Here is a 22,341-nt window from a genome sequence, read left to right on the forward strand (position 1 = left end):
CGCGTTCAGCTGACCCGCGCCACCGCATACCGTAGCGCTGTTTCCTGGGAGTGGCCTGGACGTCCCGGGGAGTTTCCCGACGGCTGACACACCAGCGGCGGTCAGCGACGGGCGTACACCTCGGGCTTGAGTACTCCGACGTAGGGCAGCTCGCGGTACCGCTCGGCGAAGTCCAGGCCGTAGCCGACCACGAATTCGGTGGGGATGTCGAAGCCGACGTACCGCACCGGGACCTGCACCTTGACCGCCTCCGGCTTGCGGAACAGCGCGACCACCTCCACGCTCGCCGCCGACCTGGACGCCAGGTACTTCAGCAGCCAGGACAGGGTGAGGCCGGAGTCGATGATGTCCTCGACCACCACCACATGCCGACCGACGATGTCCCGCTCCAGGTCCTTGAGGATGCGGACCACGCCGGAGGAGGTGGTGCCCTGCCCGTAGGAGGAGACGGCCATGAACTCCAACTCGACGGGAGGGCCCTGCCGGCCGAGCTCGCGGGCGAAGTCGGCCATGAACATGACCGCGCCCTTGAGGACGCAGACCAGCAGCAGCCCACCCGTCACGTCGGCGTAGTCGGTGGCGATCTGCTTGGCGAGTTCCGCGGTCTTGTCGCGGATCTGTTCCTCGGAAATGATCACGTGGTCGATGTCGGCGTCGTACCAGGAGCCGTCAGCCATGCGCTAAGCCTGCCGCATCCGCCCGGCCGGCCGACACCGGGGCCGGCGGATGACCACGTGGCACCGATGGGTGACCGTGGGTCCAGCCGATGGTCACCGGGGCAGGCGGTCCCCGTCTCGGCTCGGCCGCCAGTCGGCCGAGTCACGGCTGTCCCGGGTGAGCCCGAACGCCGAGGCGGCGGCGAGCAGCAGGATGATCGATACGACGATGAGTAGTTCCATGGCGGCAGCCACCTTCACGCTGGTCCTGACGGGAGGTTCACCCTGGCCCCGATGGGTGTGTTCACCCTGGTCCTGGACGGGTGTGCCGCCGGTGCGCACCGGACGTCGATATCAGTCTGCGCGCCGACCTACGGAGCGAACAGCGGCAGAGATGCCACTGTTCATCGAAATCCTGCCACCGGTGAACTAGACTCGTCGCATGCTCCGTACCGTCGCGGTGATCGCGCTCGACGGCGTCGCCCCGTTCGAGCTCGGGGTGGTCTGCGAGGTCTTCGGGCTGGACCGCACCGCGGACGGCTTCCCTGGGTACCGCTTCGACGTCTGCACGGTCGACGGCGGCCCGGTCCGCACCAGCTCCGGCTTCTCGCTGCTACCCACCGCCGATCTGCGGCCGGTCGCCGACGCCGACCTGGTCGCCGTGCCCGCGGCCAGCTTCCACGACGCCGTCGCCGCACCGGTGGTCGACGCGTTGCGCGCCGCCGACCGCCGCGGCGCCACCCTGCTCAGCGTCTGCTCCGGCGCGTTCGTGCTCGGCGCCGCCGGCCTGCTCGACGGCCGCGAATGCACCACCCACTGGCGGTACGCCGACGAGCTGGCCCGCCGCCACCCGACCGCCCGGGTCCGGTGCAACTCGCTGTACGTGGCCGACGGCAACGTGCTGACCAGCGCCGGCACGGCCGCCGGGATCGACGCATGCCTGCACCTGGTCCGCCAGGAGCACGGCTCCGCCCTGGCGACCAGACTGGCCCGCCGGATGGTGGTGCCGCCGCACCGCGACGGCGGGCAGGCCCAGTTCATCGAGACGCCGATCGCGGACAGCCCGACAGCGGCCACGCTGGAACCAGTACTGGTCTGGATGCAGGAGCACCTGGACGCCACGATCAGCGTGGATGAACTGGCTGCCCGGGCACACATGGCGCCGCGTACCTTCGCCCGCCGTTTCCGCGCCGAGACCGGCACCACGCCGCACGACTGGCTCACCGGCCAGCGGGTGCTGCTGGCCCGCCAGCTACTGGAGGAGACCAGCCTGGGGGTGGAGACGGTGGCCCGACGGTGCGGCTTCGGTGACGCTGCGACCCTCCGGCACCACTTCGGCCGGCGGGTCGGTGCCACGCCCCAGGCGTACCGTGGCACGTTTCGCGACCGGGCCGCCGTCGGCTGAGCCGGCCAACAGTTCACCGCCGGCCCGGCGCACCTCGATACCACCCGGCAGGTGCACCGCCCGCTGCCCACGCCACCGCATGACCAGCGAGTCGAGGGCGGTGACATGCCGGTACGCCAGAGCCCCGGCCGGCGCGCCAAGCCGCAGCGCCCAGCGGTGCAGCACCCGGGTCCGCACCGCGTCCGGCAGCTCGGCCAGGACCGGTACCGTCAGCCCACCACCGGGTGTGACGGCTTGGGCCGACGCGGCGTCGGCCAGCCCGTCGAGCGCCGCGTTGTCGGCGGCTACCAGCGTGGCGGTGCGCGCCAGGTTCGTCACCACCGCAGCGCCGAGCGCGTCGACCAGGGCCGGCAGCACGTCGGCCCGGACCCGGGCCCGGGTGTACGCCGGGTCGGAGTTGTGCGGGTCGGTCCACGGGGTGAGGCCGAGCGCCACGCACGCCGCCCGGGTCTGCTCCCGACCCACGTCCAGCAGCGGACGCAGCACCGGCACGCCGTCGACCTGGCGCGCCGTCGGCATCCCGGACAGGCCGGCCGGACCGGCGCCCCGGGCCAGCGCCAGCAGCACCGTCTCCGCCTGGTCGTCGCGGGTGTGGCCGAGCAGCACCGCGGCCGCCCGGTGCCGGCGGGCAGCCCGGGTCAGCGCGGCGTAGCGGGCGGCCCGCGCCGCCGCCTCCGGGCCACCTTCGGCACCGACCTCGACGGCGACGGTCTCGACCGGGTCGAACCCGGCCCGGGCCGCCCAGCCGGCCACGTCCCGGGCCCGCTCGGCGGAGCCCGCCTGCAATCCGTGGTCAACGGTCACCAGTCCGGCGCAGACCCCGCAGCGGGGGGCGACGAACGCGACCGTGGCCGCCAGGGCCAACGAGTCCGGGCCGCCGGAGCAGGCCACCAGCACCAGCCGGCCGGCGTGCTCGCGCAGCACCTGCCGGACCGCGACACGCAGCTCGGCGACTGCTGGAGCGAGCCTGGGCACCTGCGACTCAGGCGACGGTCGGCGGTGAACCGGAGATCGGGCCGTGCACCCGGGCCACCCAGGCGTCCGGATCGCCCAACTCCTCCAGCCGGGGCAGGGTCAACGGGGAGTCGAAGACCTTGTTGAAGCCGGCCATGCCGACCCGGTCCACCACACCGTGCACGAACTTGCGGCCCTCGGCGTACTGGCGCATCTTGACGTCCACGCCGAGCAGCCGGCGGATCGCCTTCTCCAACGGGTTACCGGCCTCGCGGCGGCGGTTGAAGCTGGCCCGGATCTGCTCCACGGTTGGAATGATCTCCGGCCCGACCCCGTCCATGACGAACTCGGCATGCCCTTCCAGCAGGGTCATCAGCGCGGTCAGCCGGTCGAGTACGGCACGCTGCGCGGGGGTCTGCACGATGTCCAGCACGCTGGCCCGGCTCTGCGGGTCGCGGATCGACTCGGCGAGGGTGCCGACCCCGCGCCGGACCCGGTCGACGAAGTTGTCGCCCCCGGCCTGTGAGGCGTCGACGAACGCCTGAACCTGGCCCAGGAAGTGGCCGCGCATCCACGGCACGGCGGTGAACTGGGTGCGATGGGTGACCTCGTGCAGGCAGACCCAGAGTCGGAAGTCGCGCGGATCGGCGTGCAGCTTCCGCTCCACTTCGACGATGTTCGGGGCGACCAGCAGCAACTGGCCGGGATCGCCGGAGAACACCTCGTACTGACCGAGCACCCGGCCGGAGAGGTAGCCGAGCACCGTGCCGGCCTGCACCCCGGTGACCCGGGAACCGATCGCGTCGGTGAGCGCGCCCGGCTGTCGGTCCCCGGCCGCCCGGGAGACCAGCGGTGTGATCACGTCACGCAGCCCGGCGATGTTGGCGACGGCCCAGTCCCGCCGGTCGACCACCCGCACCGGCGGGTGCGCGACCTGGGCCTGCAGACCGGTGTACGCCACGACGTGTCCGGCCGCTTCGTCGGTGAGCCGGCGAAGGTCGTTTACCGCCTCGGTCGCTTCGTCGAGCGAAGCCTTCGGCCCAGACTTACTCAGCGCGCCGGCGGTTGCGGCGGCCAGATCCCAGTCCACGAACTGCGCCATGCACCCACCGTACCCGGGTGACGCCCGCCGACCCCGGTGATCATGCCCCGGTCAACGGCAACCGCACCTGACCAGGCTCGCGGCGATCCGGTCCAAGCCGGCCTGGGCGGCGTCGATGAGCAACGGCACCTCGTCGGCCAGCACCGCGAACGCCAGCAACCGGCCGTCAGCGGTGGTCACCGTGCCGGCCAACGCGTTGATGCCGGACAACGACCCGGTCTTGGCCCGCACCACGCCGGCGCCGATCCGTTGCGGGGCGTCCGCCGTCTGGTACCGACCCTGCAGGGTGCCGGACCAGGCGGCGACCGGCAGACCGGAGAACAGCCCGGTCAGCGCGGGATGGTCGCCGCTGCCGGCGAGCACGGTCAGCTCGGTCAGCAGCCCCGGGGTCACCCGGTTGCTACGGGACAGGCCGCTGCCGTCGTACAGGTCGCTCTGTTCGGCCGGCAACCCGAGTTCGGCCAGTACGGCGTCCATCGCGGCCGCCGCCCCGGCGAACGACGCGGGTTCGCCCCGGGCGATGGCGACCTGCCGGGCGAGCGCCTCGGCCAGGATGTTGTCACTGTCGGCGAGCATCATCTCGACCAGCCGGGCCATCGGCGGCGATTCGACCCGGGCCAGCTCGGCACCCGGACCGGCCTCCGTCGGCTGGTCGGGGTTCGCCCCCGACGACCGGCCGGGGGTCGCCGGCTGACCGGTAGCCGGCTGTCCGGTCGCCGACGAGGTCGGTGCGCCGACGACCGCGTCGGCGTCGCCCACGGGCTGCGCCGCCGAGCCGGAGAGTTGGCGGGTGTAGCCGGCCGGTGCGGTGTCTACCGCGTCCATCGGCAGCCCGAGAGCCCGGGCAAAGGCCCGGCCGGCCGCCAGGTCCGGTGCGGCCGAGCGCGGCGCCCAGCCTTTGGCGGCGGCGGGATCGGTCCGGGCACCGTCCACCATCAGCGCGGTGATCGCAGCCGCGTACCCGCCGGTCGGGATGTCGTCGTCCCACCCGGGCCCGAATGCCGGCCCGGAGAAGAGCGAACTGTCGATCAGCACCTTGGTCGGCGCCGTGTCGCCGAGGGCGGTACGGGTGGCGGCGGCCAGCACATCGAGCCGGGCGGCCCCCGGATAGAACCCGGTGTCGTCGATCGACACGGTTGGATCGCCGCCGCCGATCAGCACCACCTCGCCGGGCGCGGCTCCCGCGACCACCCGGGTCGGGATCTGGTGTGTCGGCCCGACCGCGGCGAGCACCGTCGCCGCGGTGACCAGCTTGGTGGTCGACGCAGGCACGGTCAGCACCGCCGGTTCGCGACCGTACAGGACCGCGCCGGTTGTCATGTCCCGGACCGAGACGTGCACCCGGTCACCGAGGCCGGAGCGGCTGATCGCCTTGTCCAGCGTCTCGGTCAAACCGGCCGCGGTGGGCATCGGGGCGTCGGCGGCCAACCCGGCCAGCACCGGGCCGGGCGTCGGCTCGGTGGACGCGCTCGGGCCAGGGCTCACCTCGGCGGTGCCGAGCCAGCCGGCCACCGGCCCTGGTTGGAGCACCGCGATCGAGGTCCCGCCGGCCAGCAGGACGGCACCGGCGACGGCGGCGATCAGCGACCGGGCCCGGCGGTGCCGGTCAGGTGACGACTGGCCAACCGACGGCGCCGGCCCGGCCGGCACAGACTCAGCCGGCACAGACTCAGCCGGCACAGACTCAGCCGGCGCAGGCTCACCCGGCGGTACCGGTCTGGCGGTGTCACGAGCGGGCACTGACTCGCGTCCCCGGTGGCCGCCGGTCGAGACGTCGGCCGGAGCCGCGTCGGTGCCGCCGGTCGCGGTCGGCACGGTGGCCCGGCCGGTCACGGGCGCCGACCCGGTGACCGGCGGGGTCGCCGTAACAGATGCCGTACCGGTGGGCGGCGGCGGGGCGGCCGGCGGCGAGGCGGCCCGGCCCGATGCCGTTGGATCCGGATTGCGCACACCGGCCGGGGCGGCGGCAGAATCCTCCGACGGGACCACTCGGTCACTTTTCGCTGGCGGTCCACTACTCTGCGACGCGGGGTCGGGTGCTCCGCCAGCCCGATCGGGTTCACTGACGGCTCCAGCGGACTGTGAGTCTTCCCTCCCCACCGGCCCCACCTCCCAACTGACGAACGGACTAGGCGACACTACTTGTGTTCACAAGGCGAGCGGGAGCCGAAACGGTCGGGCGGGGCAACGCCCGGACGGCGTACCGCTCTATTTCCGTAGCCAGCGCGGGCGACGAGGGAGCGTGAGTATGGATTTCGACGTTACGGTTGAGATCCCCAAGGGTCACCGGAACAAGTATGAGGTCGATCATGCGACCGGCCGGATCCGGCTGGACCGCACCCTGTTCACTTCGACGCAGTATCCAGCCGACTACGGTTTCATCGAGGGCACCCTCGGGCAGGACGACGACCCGCTGGACGCCCTGGTGCTCGTACCGGAACCCACCTTCCCAGGATGCCTCATCCGGTGCCGGGCCATCGGCATGTTCCGGATGAAGGACGAGAAGGGCGCCGACGACAAGGTGCTCTGCGTGCCGTACGAGGACCCCCGTCAGGAGCACCTGCGCGACATCCACCACCTCGGCGAGTTCGACCGGCTGGAAATCCAGCACTTCTTCGTCGTCTACAAGGACCTGGAGCCGGGCAAGTCGGTCGAAGGCGCGACCTGGGTCGGCCGGGTCGAGGCGGAGGCGGAGATTCAGGCGTCGTTCCGCCGCCGGGAGGCCGCCTTGGAGCGCGGCGAGTCGGCCCACTGACCTGATCAGGCGTCGGGCTGCTCAGCCGGGCAGCCCGACCGCCCACCGGTAGAGCCCGAAGACGGCACCGGCCAGCGGAACGACGCAGATCAGCACGGTGATCTCCAGCAGGTCGGCCGCCCGGCTCAGGTACGGCGACGGTGACCGGCCGGCGTACCGGGCACCGGCTGCGGCGGTGGACACCGCGACCACGCCCCCAGCTACGACCAACGTCGGCGTCGACACCGGTAGGTACGCGGGCAGCACGCCGAACACGCACAGCGTCGTGGCCGCTGTCCCCGCCACGAGCAGCGGCAGCCGCTGCCGGGTACTGACGAACGTCCGCGAGCGCAGCGACATCGCCAGCCCGACGACGCCGACCAGCGCCACCCCGACCACCCCGCCGACCTGCACCAGCACCACACTGGCCGCGACGCCGGCGGCGGCGTACCCGATCAGCATCCCGGTGAGCAGCCGCTCGGCCCGGACCACGGTACGCGACACCAGGTCACCCGTCCCGACGACCGTCGGCACCTGGCCGAGCCGGACGGCGAGTCGGGGCAGCAACCCGACCCCGCAACCGACTACCACCAGCAGCCCGGCCGCCGCGCCGGACGCCCCGGTGACCGTCGACGCGGCGAGGGCCGCCATCGAGCCGAGCCCGGCCACGGTCGCCACGGCGACGAAGATCGGCCCGCCGGCGGCCACTGCGGCCCCAGCGGTCATCGCCGCGCCCAGCAGCACCAGCAACCCGGTCGCCATGGCCGCGGCGGTCGGCCAGTCGTCGGGACGGAGCCCGACCGGACCGCCGTCGCCGCCGGCGAGCAGACCCACGGCGAACGCGTACGGCAACGAGCCGGCCCCGAGCACGACGCCGGCCGCCGCGTCCCGCCGGACCCGCCCGGCCAGTACCCCGACGACCAGCACCGCAGCCCCGACGAGGGCCGCCGCCCATGCCCGCTCGGCCGTTGCGGTGCCGGCCCCGACCAGCACCAGCCATCCCACGCCGAGCCACAGGCCGGCCGCGCCGAGCGCGTACCCTCTGGTCGTCGCGGCCGACCAGACCCGGCCCTGCTGTCGGGCGGCGGCCGCGATCGCCTCGGCGACGTCGTCGTACTCCGGCTCCGGCCAGTAGATCCGCCCGGGCACCAGATGCAGCACGTCACCGTCGCGGACCCCCTGCTGGTGCAGCGCCTGCCCGGCGGACACCGGTACCCCGTCCGCCCGACGCAGCACCCAGCCGCCGTGCCGTTCACCGTCGTCGGCCAGCCCGTCCCCGTTGTGTCGCAGCAGTTCCGGCAGCAGTTCGGCGACCGGCACGTGTCCGGGCAGGGCGAGATCCAGTCGGCGGCGCGGTCCGCAGACGGTGATCCTGGCCAGGCTCACGTTCATCGTCCCTCCTCAACGCCGCACCGGCCGGGCCGGTGCCGGCCCGGCGACCGCCATCCACCGCCGATCCATTGCGGAACACTCTACGTAGGTGTTAGCTGACGCGATGACGGGCATCGTCCTCAAGAGATTCGAGCGTCGTCCGGCACCCGAGATCCCGGCTGGGGAGGTCCGCATCCCGCCGCCGCCGCAGGTCGCCGATCCGGACTCCGGCCGCTGGCAACGCCTGCTGGCCCTGCTGCCGATGGCTGGCGGATCGGTGGCGATGGCGGTGCTGCCGGGCCGCGACGGCGGGGTCTACCCGTACCTGATGGCTGCGGTGTTCGGGGTGTCGACGCTGGCCATGTTGGCGACCAGTTGGAACTCCACACCTGGCACCGGCGCGCGGTCCGCGACCGACCTGGCCCGGCGTCGCTACCTACGGCAGTTGGCCGGCCTGCGCAGCCAGGTCCGGGGGACCGTGGACCGGCAACGAACGGCGCTGAACTACCGGTACCCGGAGCCCGGTCGGTTGTGGTCGACGGCGGCGAGCAGCCGGGTCTGGGAGCGCCGACCGCAGGACCGGGATTTCGTGACCGTACGGGTCGGGGTCGGATCGCGCCCACTCGCCACCCCGCTCGTGCCGCCGGCCGACGACCGGCCGGTGGACGAGATCGAGCCGCTCACCGCCGCGGCGCTACACCGGTTCATCGACTCGTACTCGCTGGTACCTGGGTTGCCGATCGTGGTCGGACTGCGCGACGTCGCCCGAATCTTCGTCGTCGGACGGCCGGACGGCACCGACAGGTCCGGCGCCGAGCAGCTGCCGGCAGTCGACCCGGCGCTCGACGCCAGCGGGTCCGGCGACGATGCCCCGGACGGGGCGCCGGCCGCGCTGGTACGCGCGGTGCTGGCCCAGCTGGCCGTCCTGCACGCCCCGGACGACCTGCGCATCGCGGTCTACGCACCGGCCGACTGTCGCGACCGGTGGGAGTGGGTCAAGTGGCTACCGCACGCTGGTCATCCGCGGCGCGCCGACGCCACCGGCCCGCTGCGGTTGGTCACCGGCAGCGCCGTGGAGCTGGCCCGGCTGCTGGACTCGATGTCCCCCGCACACGTCGTGGTGGTGTGCGACGGCGCCGATCCAACCGGCGGGACCGGTGCGGACGACGGGACCGATCTGATCGACGGGGGCGGGAACGGCGTCACCGTGGTCCTGGTGGGCGTACCGGCACCACGGATACTCGACCGGGTCACCGTGGAGCTGTCGGTCGCACCGTCCGGTCGGCTGGTCGTCCGTGAGCCGACCGGGCCCACTCATACCGGGACGGCCGACAGGCTGGGTGTCGTCGAAGCGGAGGCCCTCGCCCGGCAGCTTGCCCCGTTACGGCTCGCGACGAACAGCGGGCCGGCCCGGTCCGCCGCAGTCGCCCAGGCGGACCTGGTCCAACTGCTCGGCTTCGGCAGCGGTGGGGCCGGCGCCCGCTGGTGGACGACGGCCGGACCGGACCGCAGCCCGTCAGTCGACCGCCACCTGCGGGTCCCGTTCGGGGTCACCGCCGAGGGGCACCCGGTCGAGCTCGATCTCAAGGAATCGGCGCTGCATGGCATGGGGCCACACGGGCTGGTGGTCGGCGCCACCGGCTCCGGCAAGTCGGAGCTGCTCCGTACGCTGGTCCTCGGGTTGGCGCTCACCCACCCGCCGGAGTCGTTGAACCTCGTCCTGATCGACTTCAAGGGTGGTGCCACGTTCGCCGCGCTGGATCGATTGCCGCACACCGCTGCGGTGATCACCAACTTGGCGCAGGAGCTACCGCTGGTGGACCGGATGGCCGACGCGCTGCACGGTGAGGTGGTCCGCCGCCAGCAGCTGCTACGCCGGGCGGGCAACCTGGCCAGCCGACACGACTACCTGCGGGCGCAGCCGGCCGACGAGACCCTGCCGCCGCTGCCGTCACTGGTGATCGTCTGCGACGAGTTCACCGAACTGCTCACCGCCAAGCCCGACTTCATCGACATCTTCCTGCAGATCGGCCGGGTCGGACGGTCCCTGGGGGTGCATCTGGTGCTCGCCGCACAACGAGTGGACGAGGGCCGGTTACGGGGACTGGACACCCATCTGGCGTACCAGATCGGGCTGCGGACCTTCTCGGCGCTGGAATCGCGGGCGGTCCTCGGCGTACCGGACGCGTACCACCTGCCCCGCGAGCCGGGCCACGGTTTCCTGCGGTACGGCGCCGGGGCACCGGTCCGGTTCCGGGCCGCCTACGTCTCCGGGCCGTACCGCCGACCGGCCCCGCGCCGGGCCGGTGGTCCCGGCTCGACGCCCAGGCTGTACGGCTTCCGGACACACCCGGTGCCAACGGCCGCCACCCGGCCGGAACCGGCAGGAGCGCCGTCGGGCGTCGACGCCAGCCTGCTCGAGGTGAGCATCGACCGGCTGGCCCGGTACGGTCCACCGGCGCATCGGATCTGGCTGCCGCCGCTGGGCGAGCCACCCCGGCTGGCCGACCTGCTCGGTCCGGTGCGGCTGGTGCCCGGTCGGGGTCCGGCCGTGGCCGATCCGGACCGGTCGGGGCGGCTGCGGGTGGCCGTCGCCGCCATCGACAAGCCGTACGAGCAGCGCCGGGATCCCTTGTGGTTGGATCTGGACGGGGCTGCCGGGCACGTCGCGGTGGTCGGCGCGCCGCAGAGCGGAAAGTCCCAGCTGATCCGGACATTGATCTGCGCCCTCGCGCTGAGCCGTTCCCCGGCCGAAGTGCAGGTGTACTGCCTTGACTTCGGCGGCGGGGCGTTGGCCGGGCTGCGGGACCTGCCACACGTCGGCGAAGTGACGGTCCGCGCCGAGCCGGCGACGGTACGGCGTACCGTCGCCGAGGTCACCGACCTGCTCGCGAGCCGGGAGCGGCGGTTCGCCCGGGACGGGGTGGAGTCGATGGCCGCGTACCGCGCCCGCCGCGCGACCGGGTCCGGCAGTACGCCGGACGACCCGTACGGTGACGTCTTTCTGGTCGTCGACGGCTGGACCACCCTGCGCGGCGAGTACGACGACCTGGAACCGTCGATCACCGACCTGGCCACCCGCGGCCTGTCGTACGGGGTGCATCTGGTCGCCTCGGCACCCCGCTGGGCTGACTTCCGGCCGGCGCTGCGGGATCTGTTCGGCTCCCGACTGGAGCTGCGACTCGGCGACCCGATCGATTCGCTGGTGTCGCACCGGTCGGCGGCCAACGTGCCACCGGGGTCGCCGGGTCGCGGGATCACCAGCGACGGCCTGCACTTCCTCGCCGCCGTAGCCTCGGTGTCCACCCTGGCCGATGCATTCGCGGACGGCTGGGCGGGGCCGGCGGCACCGCCGATCCGGCTGCTACCGAACCTGCTGCCGTACGCCGCATTGGACCGCACCGGCACGGCCGGGCTCCGGCTGCCGATCGGGCTGGCCGAGTCGGATCTGCGGCCGGTGTCGATCGACTTCGCCGCGGATCCGCACCTGCTGCTGTTCGGCGACGCGGAGTCCGGCAAGTCGAGTTTCCTGCGCGCCCTCGCCACCACCGTCGCCGGTCGGTTCGCCCCCGAACAGGCCCGGTTGATCATTGTCGACTACCGCCGCGGCCTGCTCGGCGCGGTGGACACCGACCACCTGATCGGTTACGGCGGCAACGCGTTGCATACCACCGACCTGATCGACTCGGCTGCGGATCATCTGCGTCGGCGGCTGCCCGGGCCGGACGTCACCGCCGCGCAGTTGGCCGGCCGATCCTGGTGGACCGGGCCCGAGTTGTTCGTCCTGGTCGACGACTACGACCTGGTCGCGGCCGGATCGGTGAACCCGATCCAACCGCTGTTGGAGTATCTGGTGCATGCCAGGGACGTCGGCCTGCACCTGGTGCTCGCCCGCCGCGTCGGGGGTGCCGGGCGGGCCCTGTACGAGCCCGTCGTCCAGCAGTTGCGCGAGTCGTCCGCCGCCGGCCTGGTGCTCTCCGGCGACCCCGACGAGGGACAACTTGTCGGCGGGGTCCGCGCGGCGCCGCTACCGCCCGGCCGAGGTCGGCTGGTCACCCGCCGGGACGGCATCCGACTGGTGCAACTGGCGTACCTGCCGGCGGCCGATCCGACCGGGCCCACCGGTGGCGCGAACCGGCTATCGGCTTCCCCCAAGACTGCTTCTGACAGTGCAGAATCGCGGTAACCTCCGTGCAGCAAGTGTCTGCTGGGGTGAGAAGGCCAGATTGTGACGTCGTTGCCGCACCATCCACGCAGCGCCGCCCGTTGGCTCGTCGGGGCGGTGCTGGTCCTGGTGACCGCCGTCAGCGGCCCGGCCGCGCCGCCCGGGCCAGAGCCGGGACGCACCGGCACGGGCTCCGCAGCGGCGGCGAGCGCCGCGCTTCCCACCCGGTACGACCCGATCCGGGACGAACAGTGGCAGTTGCGGGAGTTGTCGGCGACCACCGCCTGGCAGTACGCCACCGGCGCCGGGATCACCGTCGCGGTGATCGACTCCGGGGTGGACGCCAGCCACATCGACCTCGCCGGCCAGGTACTACCCGGGATCGACTTCGTCGACGACGGTGACGGCTGGTCCGACCCGGTCGGGCACGGCACCACCGTCGCCGCGCTGATCGCCGGCCGTGACGACGACGAGGACGGGGTGCTCGGACTCGCCCCGGACGCCCGGATTCTGCCGGTTCGGGTGCTCGACGAGGAGAACCGCTACGACGACGCGCTGGTCGTCGCCAAGGCGGTCCGCTGGGCGGTCGACAACGGGGCCCGGGTGATCAACCTGTCGCTGGGCGGCAGCGGCGACAGCCCGGCGCTGGCCGCCGCGCTGGACTACGCGTTCGCCAGCGACGTCGTCGTGGTCGCCTGCACCGGCAACGTATCGGCCAACGGCACGTCGCGGGTCTGGTACCCGGCCCGGGAGCCAGGCGTCGTCGCCGTCGCCGGGATGGACCGGGGCGGCGAACAACTGTGGTCCGGTTCGATCAGCGGACCGGAGACGGTCCTCGCCGCACCCGCCACCGGGCTGGTCGGCGCCCGACCTGACGGCTACTGGCAGGTGCAGGGCACCAGTTTCGCCGCGCCGCTGGTGGCCGCGACCGCAGCACTGATCCGCTCCCGGTTCCCGGAGATGTCGGCGGGCACGGTGGTCACCCGGCTCATCGAGACCGCCCGTGATCTGGGCGCGCCGGGCCGGGACGACCGCTACGGCTTCGGCCTGGTCGATCCGGTAGCCGCGCTGACCGACGGGGTCGACGCGGTGCCGCGCAATCCGCTCGACGACAACCGGACCCCGGGTGTGGTCGGCTTCGGCCCGGCTCCCGGTCTGGAGTCCGCAGCGCCGACGTTGGCCGGCGGCTCGACCCGGATGGGCGGTCAGGACACCGGCGACCAAGGTGCCGGGTGGGCGATCGGGCCGATCAGCGGACAGCGCAGTGCAGGCGGCGGCCAAGGGCTGCTCAGCAGTGGTCTGCTGCTGCTGCTGGTCACGGCCGTAATCGGCACCTGGCTGGCCCGGCGGATGCGGATGGCGACGGCTGCTGCCCGCAGCGACGTCAGGCACACTCCCCGGTGGCGGTCCGGCGGGTACTCCGTACTCCCAGAACCGCCGCCGCCGACGCCTCCTCGGCGGTGACCGCGAATCCGGTGTTCGGGTCGTCCGCCGCCGCCGCGAAGATCACCCCGAGGACGAGTCCGTTGGCCGCGACCAGCGGCCCTCCGGAGTTGCCGGACCGGACCAGCGCGCGGATCGTGTAGACCTCGCGGAGGACCTCACCGTCGTCATAGATGTTCGGGCCGGTGATCGGTCCGACGTCGCGGACCCGGGCGGACTGTGCGTCGTACGGCCCGTCCAGCGGGAAGCCGAGCACGATCGCGTCGGCACCGGACGGGGCCGGACGGTCGGCGAACGGCATCACCGGAGCCGGCAGGTTCGGCACGTAGATGACCGCCAGGTCGCGCTCCGGGTCGTAGACCGTCACTCGGCCGTTGTGCCGCTCGCCCAGAACCTCCACCGCCACGGTCTGCGTACCGGCGACCACGTGCGCGTTGGTCATCACCCGGTCCTCGGCGTAGACGAACCCGGAGCCTTCGATCCGGCGGGAGCAGCGGGGCGCGGAGCCGAGCACCTTGACCACCGACCGCTGGGCGTTCGCCACCACCTCGGAACCGGCCAGCGCCGGGTCCGGGGCCGGTACCTCGCGGACCCGGGTCGGGGTGAGCCCGCCGAAGACGTTCGGGAAGCCCCGGGTGTCGACCGTGTCCCGCAGCGCGTTGGACAACGCCTGCGCCTGCGGTGGCATCACCCGGTCGATGCCGTTGAGCAGGGCGCTGTTGCGTACCGCCCCGGCCAGGCCGGGCATCGCGGAGGAGCCCAGCGGCACCGCGACCAGCCAGGCCACGAGCAGCACCGCCACCAGCGAGATCGCCGCCCCGCCCAGGTCGTCGGCCCGGCGCCCCACCGGGCTGGTGATGGCGTGCCGCAGCCGGGAGCCGGCCCAGCCGGCCAGTGCCTGGCCGAGGACGGCGAGGCCGAACACCGCGACCAGTGACACCACGACCCGGGCCACAGTGTCGACGAACTGTTCAGCCAGCAGCGGCCCAAGCTGCAGACCGACCAGTGCGCCGCCGATGAACCCGGCGAAGGACAGCACCCCGATCAGGAATCCCTGGCGGTAACCGCTGATCGCGAATACCAACATGAGCAGCAGCAGCACGACATCGACGGCGGACACCCGTCAAGACTACGGGCACCGGGCGAGCGGCCCGGCCGGCAGACGGACGTGGCGGCCGGCGGTCAGCCCGGCAGGCCGGCGGAGCCGTCCACAGTTGCCGCATCGCCGCCGGCCCGATCACCGAGCGTGTCGGGCAGACCGGCGGCCGACGGATCGCCGCCGGACGACGGCTCGGGCGGCAGGTCGATGATCCGACCCGTCGGCCAGGCACCGGCCCAGCCGGCCATGTCCAGCAGTGCGGACAGCACCCCGGCGGTGAATCCCCAGACCAGCATGCCGCGCACCTGGAAGGCTGGTGACACCCAGCCGCTCGGGTGGCGTACCTGGAGTCGGTTGTCCGGATCCACCAGCTCATCGACCGGCAACCGAGTGACATGTGCCACTTCTTCCGGTTGTCGGGGGTGCACCGGATGTGGCCGATGCCACCAGCCGAGCACCGGGGTGACCACGAAGCCGCTCACCGGGATCCACAGCCGGGGCAGTTGGGCGAGCACGGTGACGCTGCCCGGGTCCAGCCCGACCTCCTCCTCGGCCTCCCGTAACGCGGTCGCCCGCGCGTCCCGGTCGTCCGGGTCGGCCGCGCCACCCGGGAACGCGGGCTGCCCGGCGTGGTTGCGCATGGTCGCGGCCCGCTGCAGCAGCAGCACGTCGGGCTCACCCGGCCGATGCTCGCCGAGCAGGACCAGCACCGCGCTCGGCCGACCACCCCGGGCCGGGGTCGCCAACCGGGTGAAATCGGCGGTACGGGCGGAGCGTACCCGGGTGAGCAACGGCTGCCACCAGGCCGGCAACGGTTCGGAGGACAGGGGGTCGGTCACGGGACCACCGTCAGGCCCAACTCGCGCTCGACCAGGTCGGCGAGCGTGGCGTCGTCGACGGTGCCCTCGTAGGTCCGCCGGATCTCTCCGTCTGCGTCGACGAACAGGGTCAGCGGCAGGCCGACCCGCTCGACCGCCAGCAGCAGCTTCCGGTCCCGGTCGACCAGGCTCGGGAACCGCAGCCCCAGATCCTCCGCGACGGCGACGGCGGGGTCCCGGTCGTCGTAGGTGTTGACGCCGATCAGGTGCAGCTGCCCGGCGGTACGGTCGGCGAGGCGTTGCAGCGCCGGCAGCTCCTCCCGGCAGGGCTGGCACCAGGAGCCCCAGAAGTTGATCACGGCGGGTCCGCGTACCGCCGCGACGTCTATGACCGTCCCGTCGGCGAAGCAGGCCAGGCTGACATCGGGCAGCGGGGTGCCGCCGCCCGGCGTACCGACGTCGGTCGACGGTTGCGGCGCGGCGACGGCCGCCGCAGCGGGCGGCGCGGTCAGGCCGGCGCAGTCGGCGAACGGGACCGGACCGGACGCTTTGGCAGCGTCGCCCGCCGCGGCACCCGGGTCGGTGGTGCAACCGGACGCCACCAGCAGCAACGGCACCAGGGCGGCGGCGAACCAGGACCCCGGCCCGAGCCAGCGGCCAAGCCCCAGCCGACGGCCAAGCCCCAGCCGACGGCGAGGTCCGGGTTGACGGCCGGGCCCCGACGGACGGCCGGCGCTCATGGCACCTCTGCGGCGACGGTCGCCTCCGGCACCAGGTCGGCGGGGATTCCGGCCTGCTCGGCCAGCTCCTTCGCGCGGGGGCCCTTGAGCAGCTTCACCGCCTCGGCGGAAGCGGTCGGACCGGTGCCGTACGCCGGGCAGAGCGGGGCGAGCGTACACGCGCCGCAGGCCGGTCTACGGGCGTGGCAGACCCGTCGGCCGTGGAAGATCACCCGGTGGGACAGCATCGTCCAGTACCGGCGCTCGATCAACGCGCCGACCGCGTGTTCGATCTTCACCGGATCGGACTCATCGGTCCACGCCCAGCGGCGGACCAGCCGTTGAAAGTGCGTGTCGACGGTGATGCCAGGGACCTCGAACGCGTTACCGAGGATGACGTTCGCGGTCTTGCGGCCGATCCCGGGCAGCTCGACCAGCTGCGGCAGACGGCGCGGTACCGCGCCCGCGTACCGCTCGGTCAAGGCCTGACCGAGCCGGATCAGCGAGCCGGCCTTGTTGCGGAAGAAGCCGGTCGGCCGGATCAGCTCCTCCAGCTCGGCTCGGTCGGCGGCGGCGTAGTCGGCGGCCGTCGGGTAGCGGGCGAACAGCTTCGGGGTGACCTCGTTGACCCGCTTGTCGGTGCACTGCGCGGACAGAATGGTGGCGACCGCCAACTGCAGCGGACCGTCGTGGTCGAGCTCGCAGTGCGCGTCCGGATGGATCTGCGCCAGCAGTCGCGCCATCCGCCGGGCACGACGTTTGCGCCCCAGGTCGGTCTCGGTGCGCACGGCCCGGGCCGCCACGGGCACGGTGGCTGCGGTTCCGGTGCCCGCGGCCGGGGCGGTCGCGGCACGGGGGGCTGGCGGTGTCACACCGGCCAGCCTACGTCGGCGGGTCAGTCAGACGGTGGTGAGATGGTGCCGTCGTCGTCGAACTGGGCGCCGGTCTGCGCAAAATCCGATCCGCTCAGCTCCCGGACCAGGTCGAGCCCGCGGCGTTGCTCGTCGACGACGGGCAGCCCGTCGCCGTTCATGTAGGTGGCGACGAACTCACCGTCGACCCAGTCGCCGTCCGGGTCGAGGGTCACCTTCAGCACCCCACCCCAACCCAGCCGGCCGTTGTTGTTCAACGTGCCGCCGCCACCGGCGAAGTTGCCGAGGCTGTACGCGATCAGCCGGCCCTGGTAGAACTCCATGCCGCGCAGCACGTGCGGGCCGTGGCCGACGATCAGGTCAGCCCCGGCGTCGATCATCGCCCGCCCGAAGGCCATCGGATCGCCGCGGTTCTCTCCGGCGAACAGCTCGGTGCCCGGGGTGACCCGAGTCATCTCCGCTCCCTCGGCACCCATGTGGACCTGCACGACGACCAGGTCAGCCTGCTCGTCGGCGCGCCGGACCACCTCCGCCGCAGCGTCCAGGTTGATCAGACTGTTGTTCGGCGGGGAGTACGAGGAAAAGCCGGCCACCGCGACGCTGATCCCCTCGACGTCCAGCACGGTGATCTGGTCGAGCGCGCCGGTGTGCCGCATACCGTGCTCCTCCAGCGTCTGCTGGGTGTTGCGGTATCCGGCCTCGCCGTAGTCGTACCCGTGGTTGTTGGCCTGGTTGAGCAGCATGAACCCGGCGTCACGCAGGTGGGCCGCGTACTCGGGTGGGGCCCGGAACTGGTGGCACTGGGCGGCGCCCGGGGCGCACTTGCCGGTGCCGGTGTCGACCGTCAACGGCTCCTCCAGGTTACCCATCACCAGGTCGGCGGCGAGGGCCTCGGTCACCGAGTCGAAAAAGCCGGCACCGTCGTCGGGCGGCAGCCGGTTGGGCGCGTTGCCGAGCACGATGTCGCCGGTAGCCGACATCGAGACCTCCTGCGGCTCCGGCGACGTAGCGGCGGTCGGCGACGCGGCCGACTGCCACTGTGGTTCGGATCCGGACCGGTTGATCCCGCCGAGCGCTACGACTCCGACCAGCACGGCACCGAGCAGAACGGCGGTCAGCACGACGATCGACAGGACGGGTCGGCCTGCGGCGGGCTCCTGCCGCCGGCGCCCCCGGGCGGCACGCTGGGCGTCACTCACTGGCGTGAGCCTACCGGCCGGGGGTCCCCGGCGACGACAACCGTCCGGCCGGTTCGTCGCTGTGTCCGATCTGCCGTCTTTGCGAATCCGCCACGCCACCATGCCGGGAAGTGCCGCCGCGTACCGCCGCGTGCGCCACCCGGGCGAGCCGCGCGCCCCACGTCGACCGGGGACCGCCGTACCGCTGCTCCGGCCCGTCGGGCGGGCAGAGCACCACCACCGCGTCGGTCGCCGTGCCGGTGGCCCGCAATCCGAGCTCGACCAGCGCCTGGGTCTTCGCCTCGGTGATGGTGGCGACCGCGTTCACCAGGGCGGCCTCACCGAGCCGTACCGGAAGCGCCGCCACGATGTTGATCGTCCCGGCCAGCGGCGGTGCGGGGCCGGCGGCGCTCGGTGCGGCGGCCAGCACCGGGGTGCCGAGCCCGACGGTCGCCCACACCTGCACGCCGGCCTCGTCGCGGGTCACCATCCGACGCACGTCCACCCCGGTGAGCAGGCCGACACCGGGTCCGCGCAGGTCCGCCTGCTCGGCCAGATCGACGAGATGGGTGTCGGGGTCGTCACGGTGGTACGACATCGGCACGGTCGCGTTGATCACCCACCAGCGCAGCCCGATCCCGCCGCCGAGCGGGGCGGAACTGATGGCCAGTAGCGGCTCGGTGAGCGCCCAGCAGGCGTACGGCAGGGTCCGACCGTCCTCGGTCCGGGTGGTGAACCATGGTCGGGCGACGTCGGGAGACACCGGTCGACGATACGGCGTCCGCCGGCCGCACGGCGGTGACCGGTCGGCGCGCTTGGTGTCGCATATTAACGACGGATCCACCCTGTTGGGTTACGCTCCTGGATCAAGATTCGGAGGGTGCGCATCCGGCCAGGGGCGGAGTGCACCTAGACTGACTGCGCGCGGCTGGTCACGGCTGGGGTGCCGGGGAACGGACGCCGCGCAGGCGGAGGTGCGCGATGGACGAGGTGCTGGCTCGTAGCGGGATCTTCCAGGGCGTGGACCCGGAGGCCGCCGAGGCACTCGCCAAGGAGATGGAGACGATCGAGGCCCGCAAGGGCGAGGTCGTCTTCAACGAGGGTGAGCCGGGTGACAGCCTGTACATCGTGCTCACCGGCAAGATCAAGGTCGGCCGACGGGCGGCCGACGGGCGGCAGAACCTGATCGCCGTGATGGGCCCGTCGGACATGGTCGGCGAGTTGTCACTGTTCGACCCCGGGCCGCGTACCGCCACCGCGACCGCCGTCACCGACACCCGCCTCGCCCGGCTGCGCAAGCAGGCGCTGCGGCCCTGGCTGAACAATCGGCCGGAGATCGCCGAGCAGCTGCTGCGGGTGCTTGCCCGACGGCTGCGCCGGACCAACGACGCCCTCGCCGACCTCATCTTCACCGACGTACCGGGACGGGTCGCCAAGAACCTGCTGCAGATGGCCGGCCGGTTCGGCACCCGCGACGGTGGGGTGCTGCGGGTGACCCACGATCTCACCCAGGAGGAGATCGCCCAGCTGGTCGGGGCGTCCCGGGAAACGGTCAACAAGGCGCTGGCCGACTTCGCCTCCCGGGGTTGGCTGCGGCTCGACGGCAAGAGCATCATCATCCTCGACCCCGAGCGGCTCGCCCGGCGCGCCCGGGTGTGACCCGGCGGCGGATCTGCCCGGAGACCGGCGGCAGATCCGACCCTGATCGGGCAACGGCTGGCTCACCGCACCGAGGCGGTCGCCCGGCAGACCGCATCCACCGGGGTGACCGGTCGGACCTCCCGTCCCAACGCCTGAAGCAGCGAGTCCTCAATGTGGAACCCGTGCACCCAGAGGCGGTAGCGCGCTAGATCCGCCTCGCTCGGGCAGAGCACCTGCGCCTCCACGTCGTCGGTCGGCACGTACCGGACACCGCCCTGTTCCTGCAGAATGGCCACGCTCGCGTCGTCGACCGCGATCACGCTGCCCCGGATGTGCTCGGTCTCCCCGCCTGGCACCTCGATGGTGGTCACTGTGCTGGGCAGCACCGGCGCGGTGGCCACCGAGTACGACGTCCAGGCCAGCGCGATCATGACGGTGAGTTGACCGGACGCGACCAGCAGGTGCACCGTGCCGGGCAACACCGGGCCGGTCACCACGAGGGCCAGCAGCGGCGGCACGGCCAGGATCAGCACCACGAACCACTCCCCGGTGGTCGCGGCCTCGACCAGGGTCGGCGCGAGCAGACCGTAGTAGCCGAGTAGCAGCAGGGCGAACAGGGTCAGTCGGGTCGTCCGGCGGTCGTCCGGCGGGTCCTCGGCCGTGCGGCGCTCGTCCACCGTACGGGTCAGCAGTTGGGCGGTGGCCGCGATCGCCGGCAGCAGCAGCGGCAGATAGAGGATTTTCCAGGTCACCACCGCGACCAGCAGGGTAACGATCAGGAACCAGACGGGCACCACTCGCATCCAGCGGACCAGCAACGGCGGTTTCGGGCGGGCCCACCGCCGCTGGTCGTTGTCGACGCTGACGGTCAGCACCGCGCTGATCGCGAAGAGGGCCACCATCGCACCCGAAACCACCCGGCTCGCGGTGCTGACAAAGGCGGCGACCAGGTTCACCGGGTTGACGTTGGCGGCCAGCAGCAGGGTGGTCTGCAGCTCGCCGCCGGCCTCCACGACCAGCCGGAGCACCGAGATGATCGCCGGGGCGCCGACCACCACGCTCCAGAACTGCTGCGCCGCCCGGTTCCGCCGATCCGCCTCGTCGACCGGGCGTTCCGCGGCGGTCACCGCCGGTTCTTGTCGTCGTGGTCCACCAGATCGGGTGCGCCGTCCGGCCGGGGCTGACTGGCCTCGCCGAGCCACTGGCCCAAGTGGTTGTTGTACGCCGTCTCCCAGGCGTTCGCCTCGTCCCGCTGGTCCCGCTGGTAGCTCTTGTCCAGAAAGTAGCTGACCAGGTCACGAAGGTTCTCGTCCTCGACCGGCACCCCGATGCCCAGTTCTTCCTCGACGCCGAACGGCATGTCGACGATGGCGAGTTCGTCGGGGTTCTCCGAACGGAGTCCGGCGAGGATGGTCTCATCGGAGACCATCGCCTGGAAATCGCCGGCCAGGATGCCGTCCCGGCAGGCGGCCGGGTTGTCGGCCTGCTGGTGCGGGATCCCGCGTTCCCTGAGCATCGCCTCGGTGGTGGAGCCGCCAGCGACGCAGACGGTGTACTCCGCACTGTTCAGATCGGTGATCGTGGTGATCTCGTTGATGTACTCGGTGGCGACGAGCACCTCAGGTGTGGTGATCAGGTACGGGCCGGCGAACCCGACCCGCTTCTCACGTTCCTCGGTGATGGAGAAGCTGGCCACCACGATGTCGACCTCGCCGCTGCGCAACTTTTCGATTCGGTCCTCGGTGTCCAGTGGCACCCACCTGATGCTCTGGTCGCCGAAGCCGAGGGAGTCGGCGATGTAGCGGGCAATCTCGATGTCGAAGCCGTGGTACGCGTTGTTTCGCCGGTAGGACATAAGCGGGATGTCGACATTGACGCCGATATGCAACTCGGTCCGCTCGCTGATGGTCGAGGCCTCCCGGAGATCCCGCACAGTTGGCCGGTCCGGCGGCTGGTTGTCCTCGCACGCGACGAGAGCGACCAGGACCAGGGTCGAAGCAACGGCTATTGTGGTCATCATCTGCCGGGTGCGGTGGTTGATGTATGTGCGGAACCTGGTGGATTTGTCAGCCATGGCAACCTCGCGACTGCGACAGTCAGGATCGGTTACGTCTCGGACAGCCGTCCACATTGCCGGCTTTGTCTAGAGTAGTGGCTGCCGGCAAGATCTGACCCCGTCGAGTT

General features: G+C 72.3%; 18 protein-coding genes and 1 pseudogene. 5 read left to right on the plus strand and 14 right to left on the minus strand.

What is annotated here, in order from left to right; all coding sequences use genetic code 11:
• Positions 1–101 precede the first annotated feature (101 nt).
• Positions 102–677 carry a hypoxanthine phosphoribosyltransferase gene (hpt, locus tag ACFHWU_RS07435; RefSeq protein WP_416552054.1) on the minus strand — a complete coding sequence of 192 codons (576 nt, stop codon included), beginning with the start codon at positions 675–677 and terminating at the stop codon, positions 102–104.
• A gap of 93 nt (positions 678–770) precedes the next feature.
• Positions 771–899, minus strand: coding sequence for a hypothetical protein (locus ACFHWU_RS07440; RefSeq protein ID WP_416552055.1), 129 nt, complete (start codon positions 897–899; stop codon positions 771–773).
• 199 nt (positions 900–1,098) lie between these two features.
• Between ACFHWU_RS07440 and ACFHWU_RS07445 the strand changes: the two genes are divergently transcribed.
• A complete protein-coding gene (locus tag ACFHWU_RS07445; protein WP_416552056.1) occupies positions 1,099–2,061 on the plus strand; it encodes a GlxA family transcriptional regulator in 963 nt (320 codons plus the stop codon).
• A 3-nt stretch (positions 2,062–2,064) separates the two neighbouring features.
• Here ACFHWU_RS07445 and tilS read toward each other — a convergent pair.
• The 3 genes and pseudogenes from tilS to dacB form a co-directional block, all read right to left on the minus strand.
• Positions 2,065–3,036 (minus strand): annotated as a pseudogene (gene tilS, locus ACFHWU_RS07450) (tRNA lysidine(34) synthetase TilS); the annotation flags it as partial.
• A gap of 7 nt (positions 3,037–3,043) precedes the next feature.
• Entirely contained in the window at positions 3,044–4,117 is a 1,074-nt protein-coding gene (locus tag ACFHWU_RS07455) for a zinc-dependent metalloprotease (RefSeq protein ID WP_416590159.1), read from the minus strand.
• 51 nt (positions 4,118–4,168) lie between these two features.
• Positions 4,169–5,782 (minus strand): D-alanyl-D-alanine carboxypeptidase/D-alanyl-D-alanine-endopeptidase, encoded by a 1,614-nt coding sequence (gene dacB / locus ACFHWU_RS07460; protein ID WP_416590160.1) that lies wholly within the window; start codon positions 5,780–5,782, stop codon positions 4,169–4,171.
• Positions 5,783–6,365: 583 nt separating this feature from the next.
• Between dacB and ACFHWU_RS07465 the strand changes: the two genes are divergently transcribed.
• Positions 6,366–6,872, plus strand: a complete 507-nt coding sequence (locus tag ACFHWU_RS07465; RefSeq protein WP_123603846.1) for an inorganic diphosphatase — start codon at positions 6,366–6,368, stop codon at positions 6,870–6,872.
• A gap of 21 nt (positions 6,873–6,893) precedes the next feature.
• Here the strand turns inward: ACFHWU_RS07465 and eccD are convergent, their stop codons facing one another.
• Positions 6,894–8,243, minus strand: coding sequence for a type VII secretion integral membrane protein EccD (gene eccD / locus ACFHWU_RS07470; protein ID WP_416590161.1), 1,350 nt, complete (start codon positions 8,241–8,243; stop codon positions 6,894–6,896).
• A gap of 103 nt (positions 8,244–8,346) precedes the next feature.
• On the opposite strand from eccD, the gene eccCb reads away from it, so the two are divergent.
• Positions 8,347–12,408, plus strand: a complete 4,062-nt coding sequence (eccCb, locus tag ACFHWU_RS07475; protein ID WP_416590162.1) for a type VII secretion protein EccCb — start codon at positions 8,347–8,349, stop codon at positions 12,406–12,408.
• 39 nt (positions 12,409–12,447) lie between these two features.
• Complete coding sequence (mycP, locus tag ACFHWU_RS07480; protein WP_416590193.1) at positions 12,448–13,851, plus strand: type VII secretion-associated serine protease mycosin; 1,404 nt, start codon at positions 12,448–12,450, stop codon at positions 13,849–13,851.
• On the opposite strand, the gene ACFHWU_RS07485 is transcribed toward mycP, so the two are convergent.
• From ACFHWU_RS07485 to ACFHWU_RS07510, 6 genes are all read right to left on the minus strand, one after another.
• On the minus strand, positions 13,772–14,950 hold the full coding sequence (locus tag ACFHWU_RS07485; protein ID WP_416552060.1) for a MarP family serine protease: 1,179 nt from the start codon (positions 14,948–14,950) through the stop codon (positions 13,772–13,774). The two genes, mycP and ACFHWU_RS07485, sit on opposite strands and share 80 nt — an antisense overlap.
• Positions 14,951–15,012: 62 nt before the next feature.
• Positions 15,013–15,756 (minus strand): NUDIX hydrolase, encoded by a 744-nt coding sequence (locus tag ACFHWU_RS07490; RefSeq protein ID WP_416552101.1) that lies wholly within the window; start codon positions 15,754–15,756, stop codon positions 15,013–15,015.
• A gap of 8 nt (positions 15,757–15,764) precedes the next feature.
• Entirely contained in the window at positions 15,765–16,487 is a 723-nt protein-coding gene (locus ACFHWU_RS07495) for a TlpA family protein disulfide reductase (protein WP_416552061.1), read from the minus strand.
• Positions 16,484–17,275: an endonuclease III gene (gene nth, locus ACFHWU_RS07500; protein ID WP_416590194.1), complete on the minus strand. Its 792-nt coding sequence runs from the start codon at positions 17,273–17,275 to the stop codon at positions 16,484–16,486. Before nth ends, ACFHWU_RS07495 begins: the two co-directional genes overlap by 4 nt.
• A gap of 86 nt (positions 17,276–17,361) precedes the next feature.
• Entirely contained in the window at positions 17,362–18,471 is a 1,110-nt protein-coding gene (locus ACFHWU_RS07505) for a CapA family protein (protein WP_416552103.1), read from the minus strand.
• A gap of 76 nt (positions 18,472–18,547) precedes the next feature.
• On the minus strand, positions 18,548–19,279 hold the full coding sequence (locus tag ACFHWU_RS07510) for an adenosylcobinamide amidohydrolase (RefSeq protein ID WP_416552062.1): 732 nt from the start codon (positions 19,277–19,279) through the stop codon (positions 18,548–18,550).
• A 218-nt stretch (positions 19,280–19,497) separates the two neighbouring features.
• Between ACFHWU_RS07510 and ACFHWU_RS07515 the strand changes: the two genes are divergently transcribed.
• Positions 19,498–20,175 (plus strand): Crp/Fnr family transcriptional regulator, encoded by a 678-nt coding sequence (locus ACFHWU_RS07515; protein WP_123603854.1) that lies wholly within the window; start codon positions 19,498–19,500, stop codon positions 20,173–20,175.
• 62 nt (positions 20,176–20,237) lie between these two features.
• Here ACFHWU_RS07515 and ACFHWU_RS07520 read toward each other — a convergent pair whose 3' ends face one another.
• The gene (locus ACFHWU_RS07520) at positions 20,238–21,284 is read right to left on the minus strand and encodes a hypothetical protein (protein WP_416552063.1); all 1,047 of its coding nucleotides are present in this window, start codon (positions 21,282–21,284) and stop codon (positions 20,238–20,240) included.
• The gene (locus ACFHWU_RS07525) at positions 21,281–22,231 is read right to left on the minus strand and encodes a transporter substrate-binding domain-containing protein (RefSeq protein ID WP_416590163.1); all 951 of its coding nucleotides are present in this window, start codon (positions 22,229–22,231) and stop codon (positions 21,281–21,283) included. Before ACFHWU_RS07525 ends, ACFHWU_RS07520 begins: the two co-directional genes overlap by 4 nt.
• Positions 22,232–22,341 lie beyond the last annotated feature (110 nt).

Origin of the sequence: Micromonospora sp. LOL_015, from assembly GCF_048060275.1 — a bacterium.
Lineage (GTDB): Bacteria > Actinomycetota > Actinomycetes > Mycobacteriales > Micromonosporaceae > Micromonospora_E.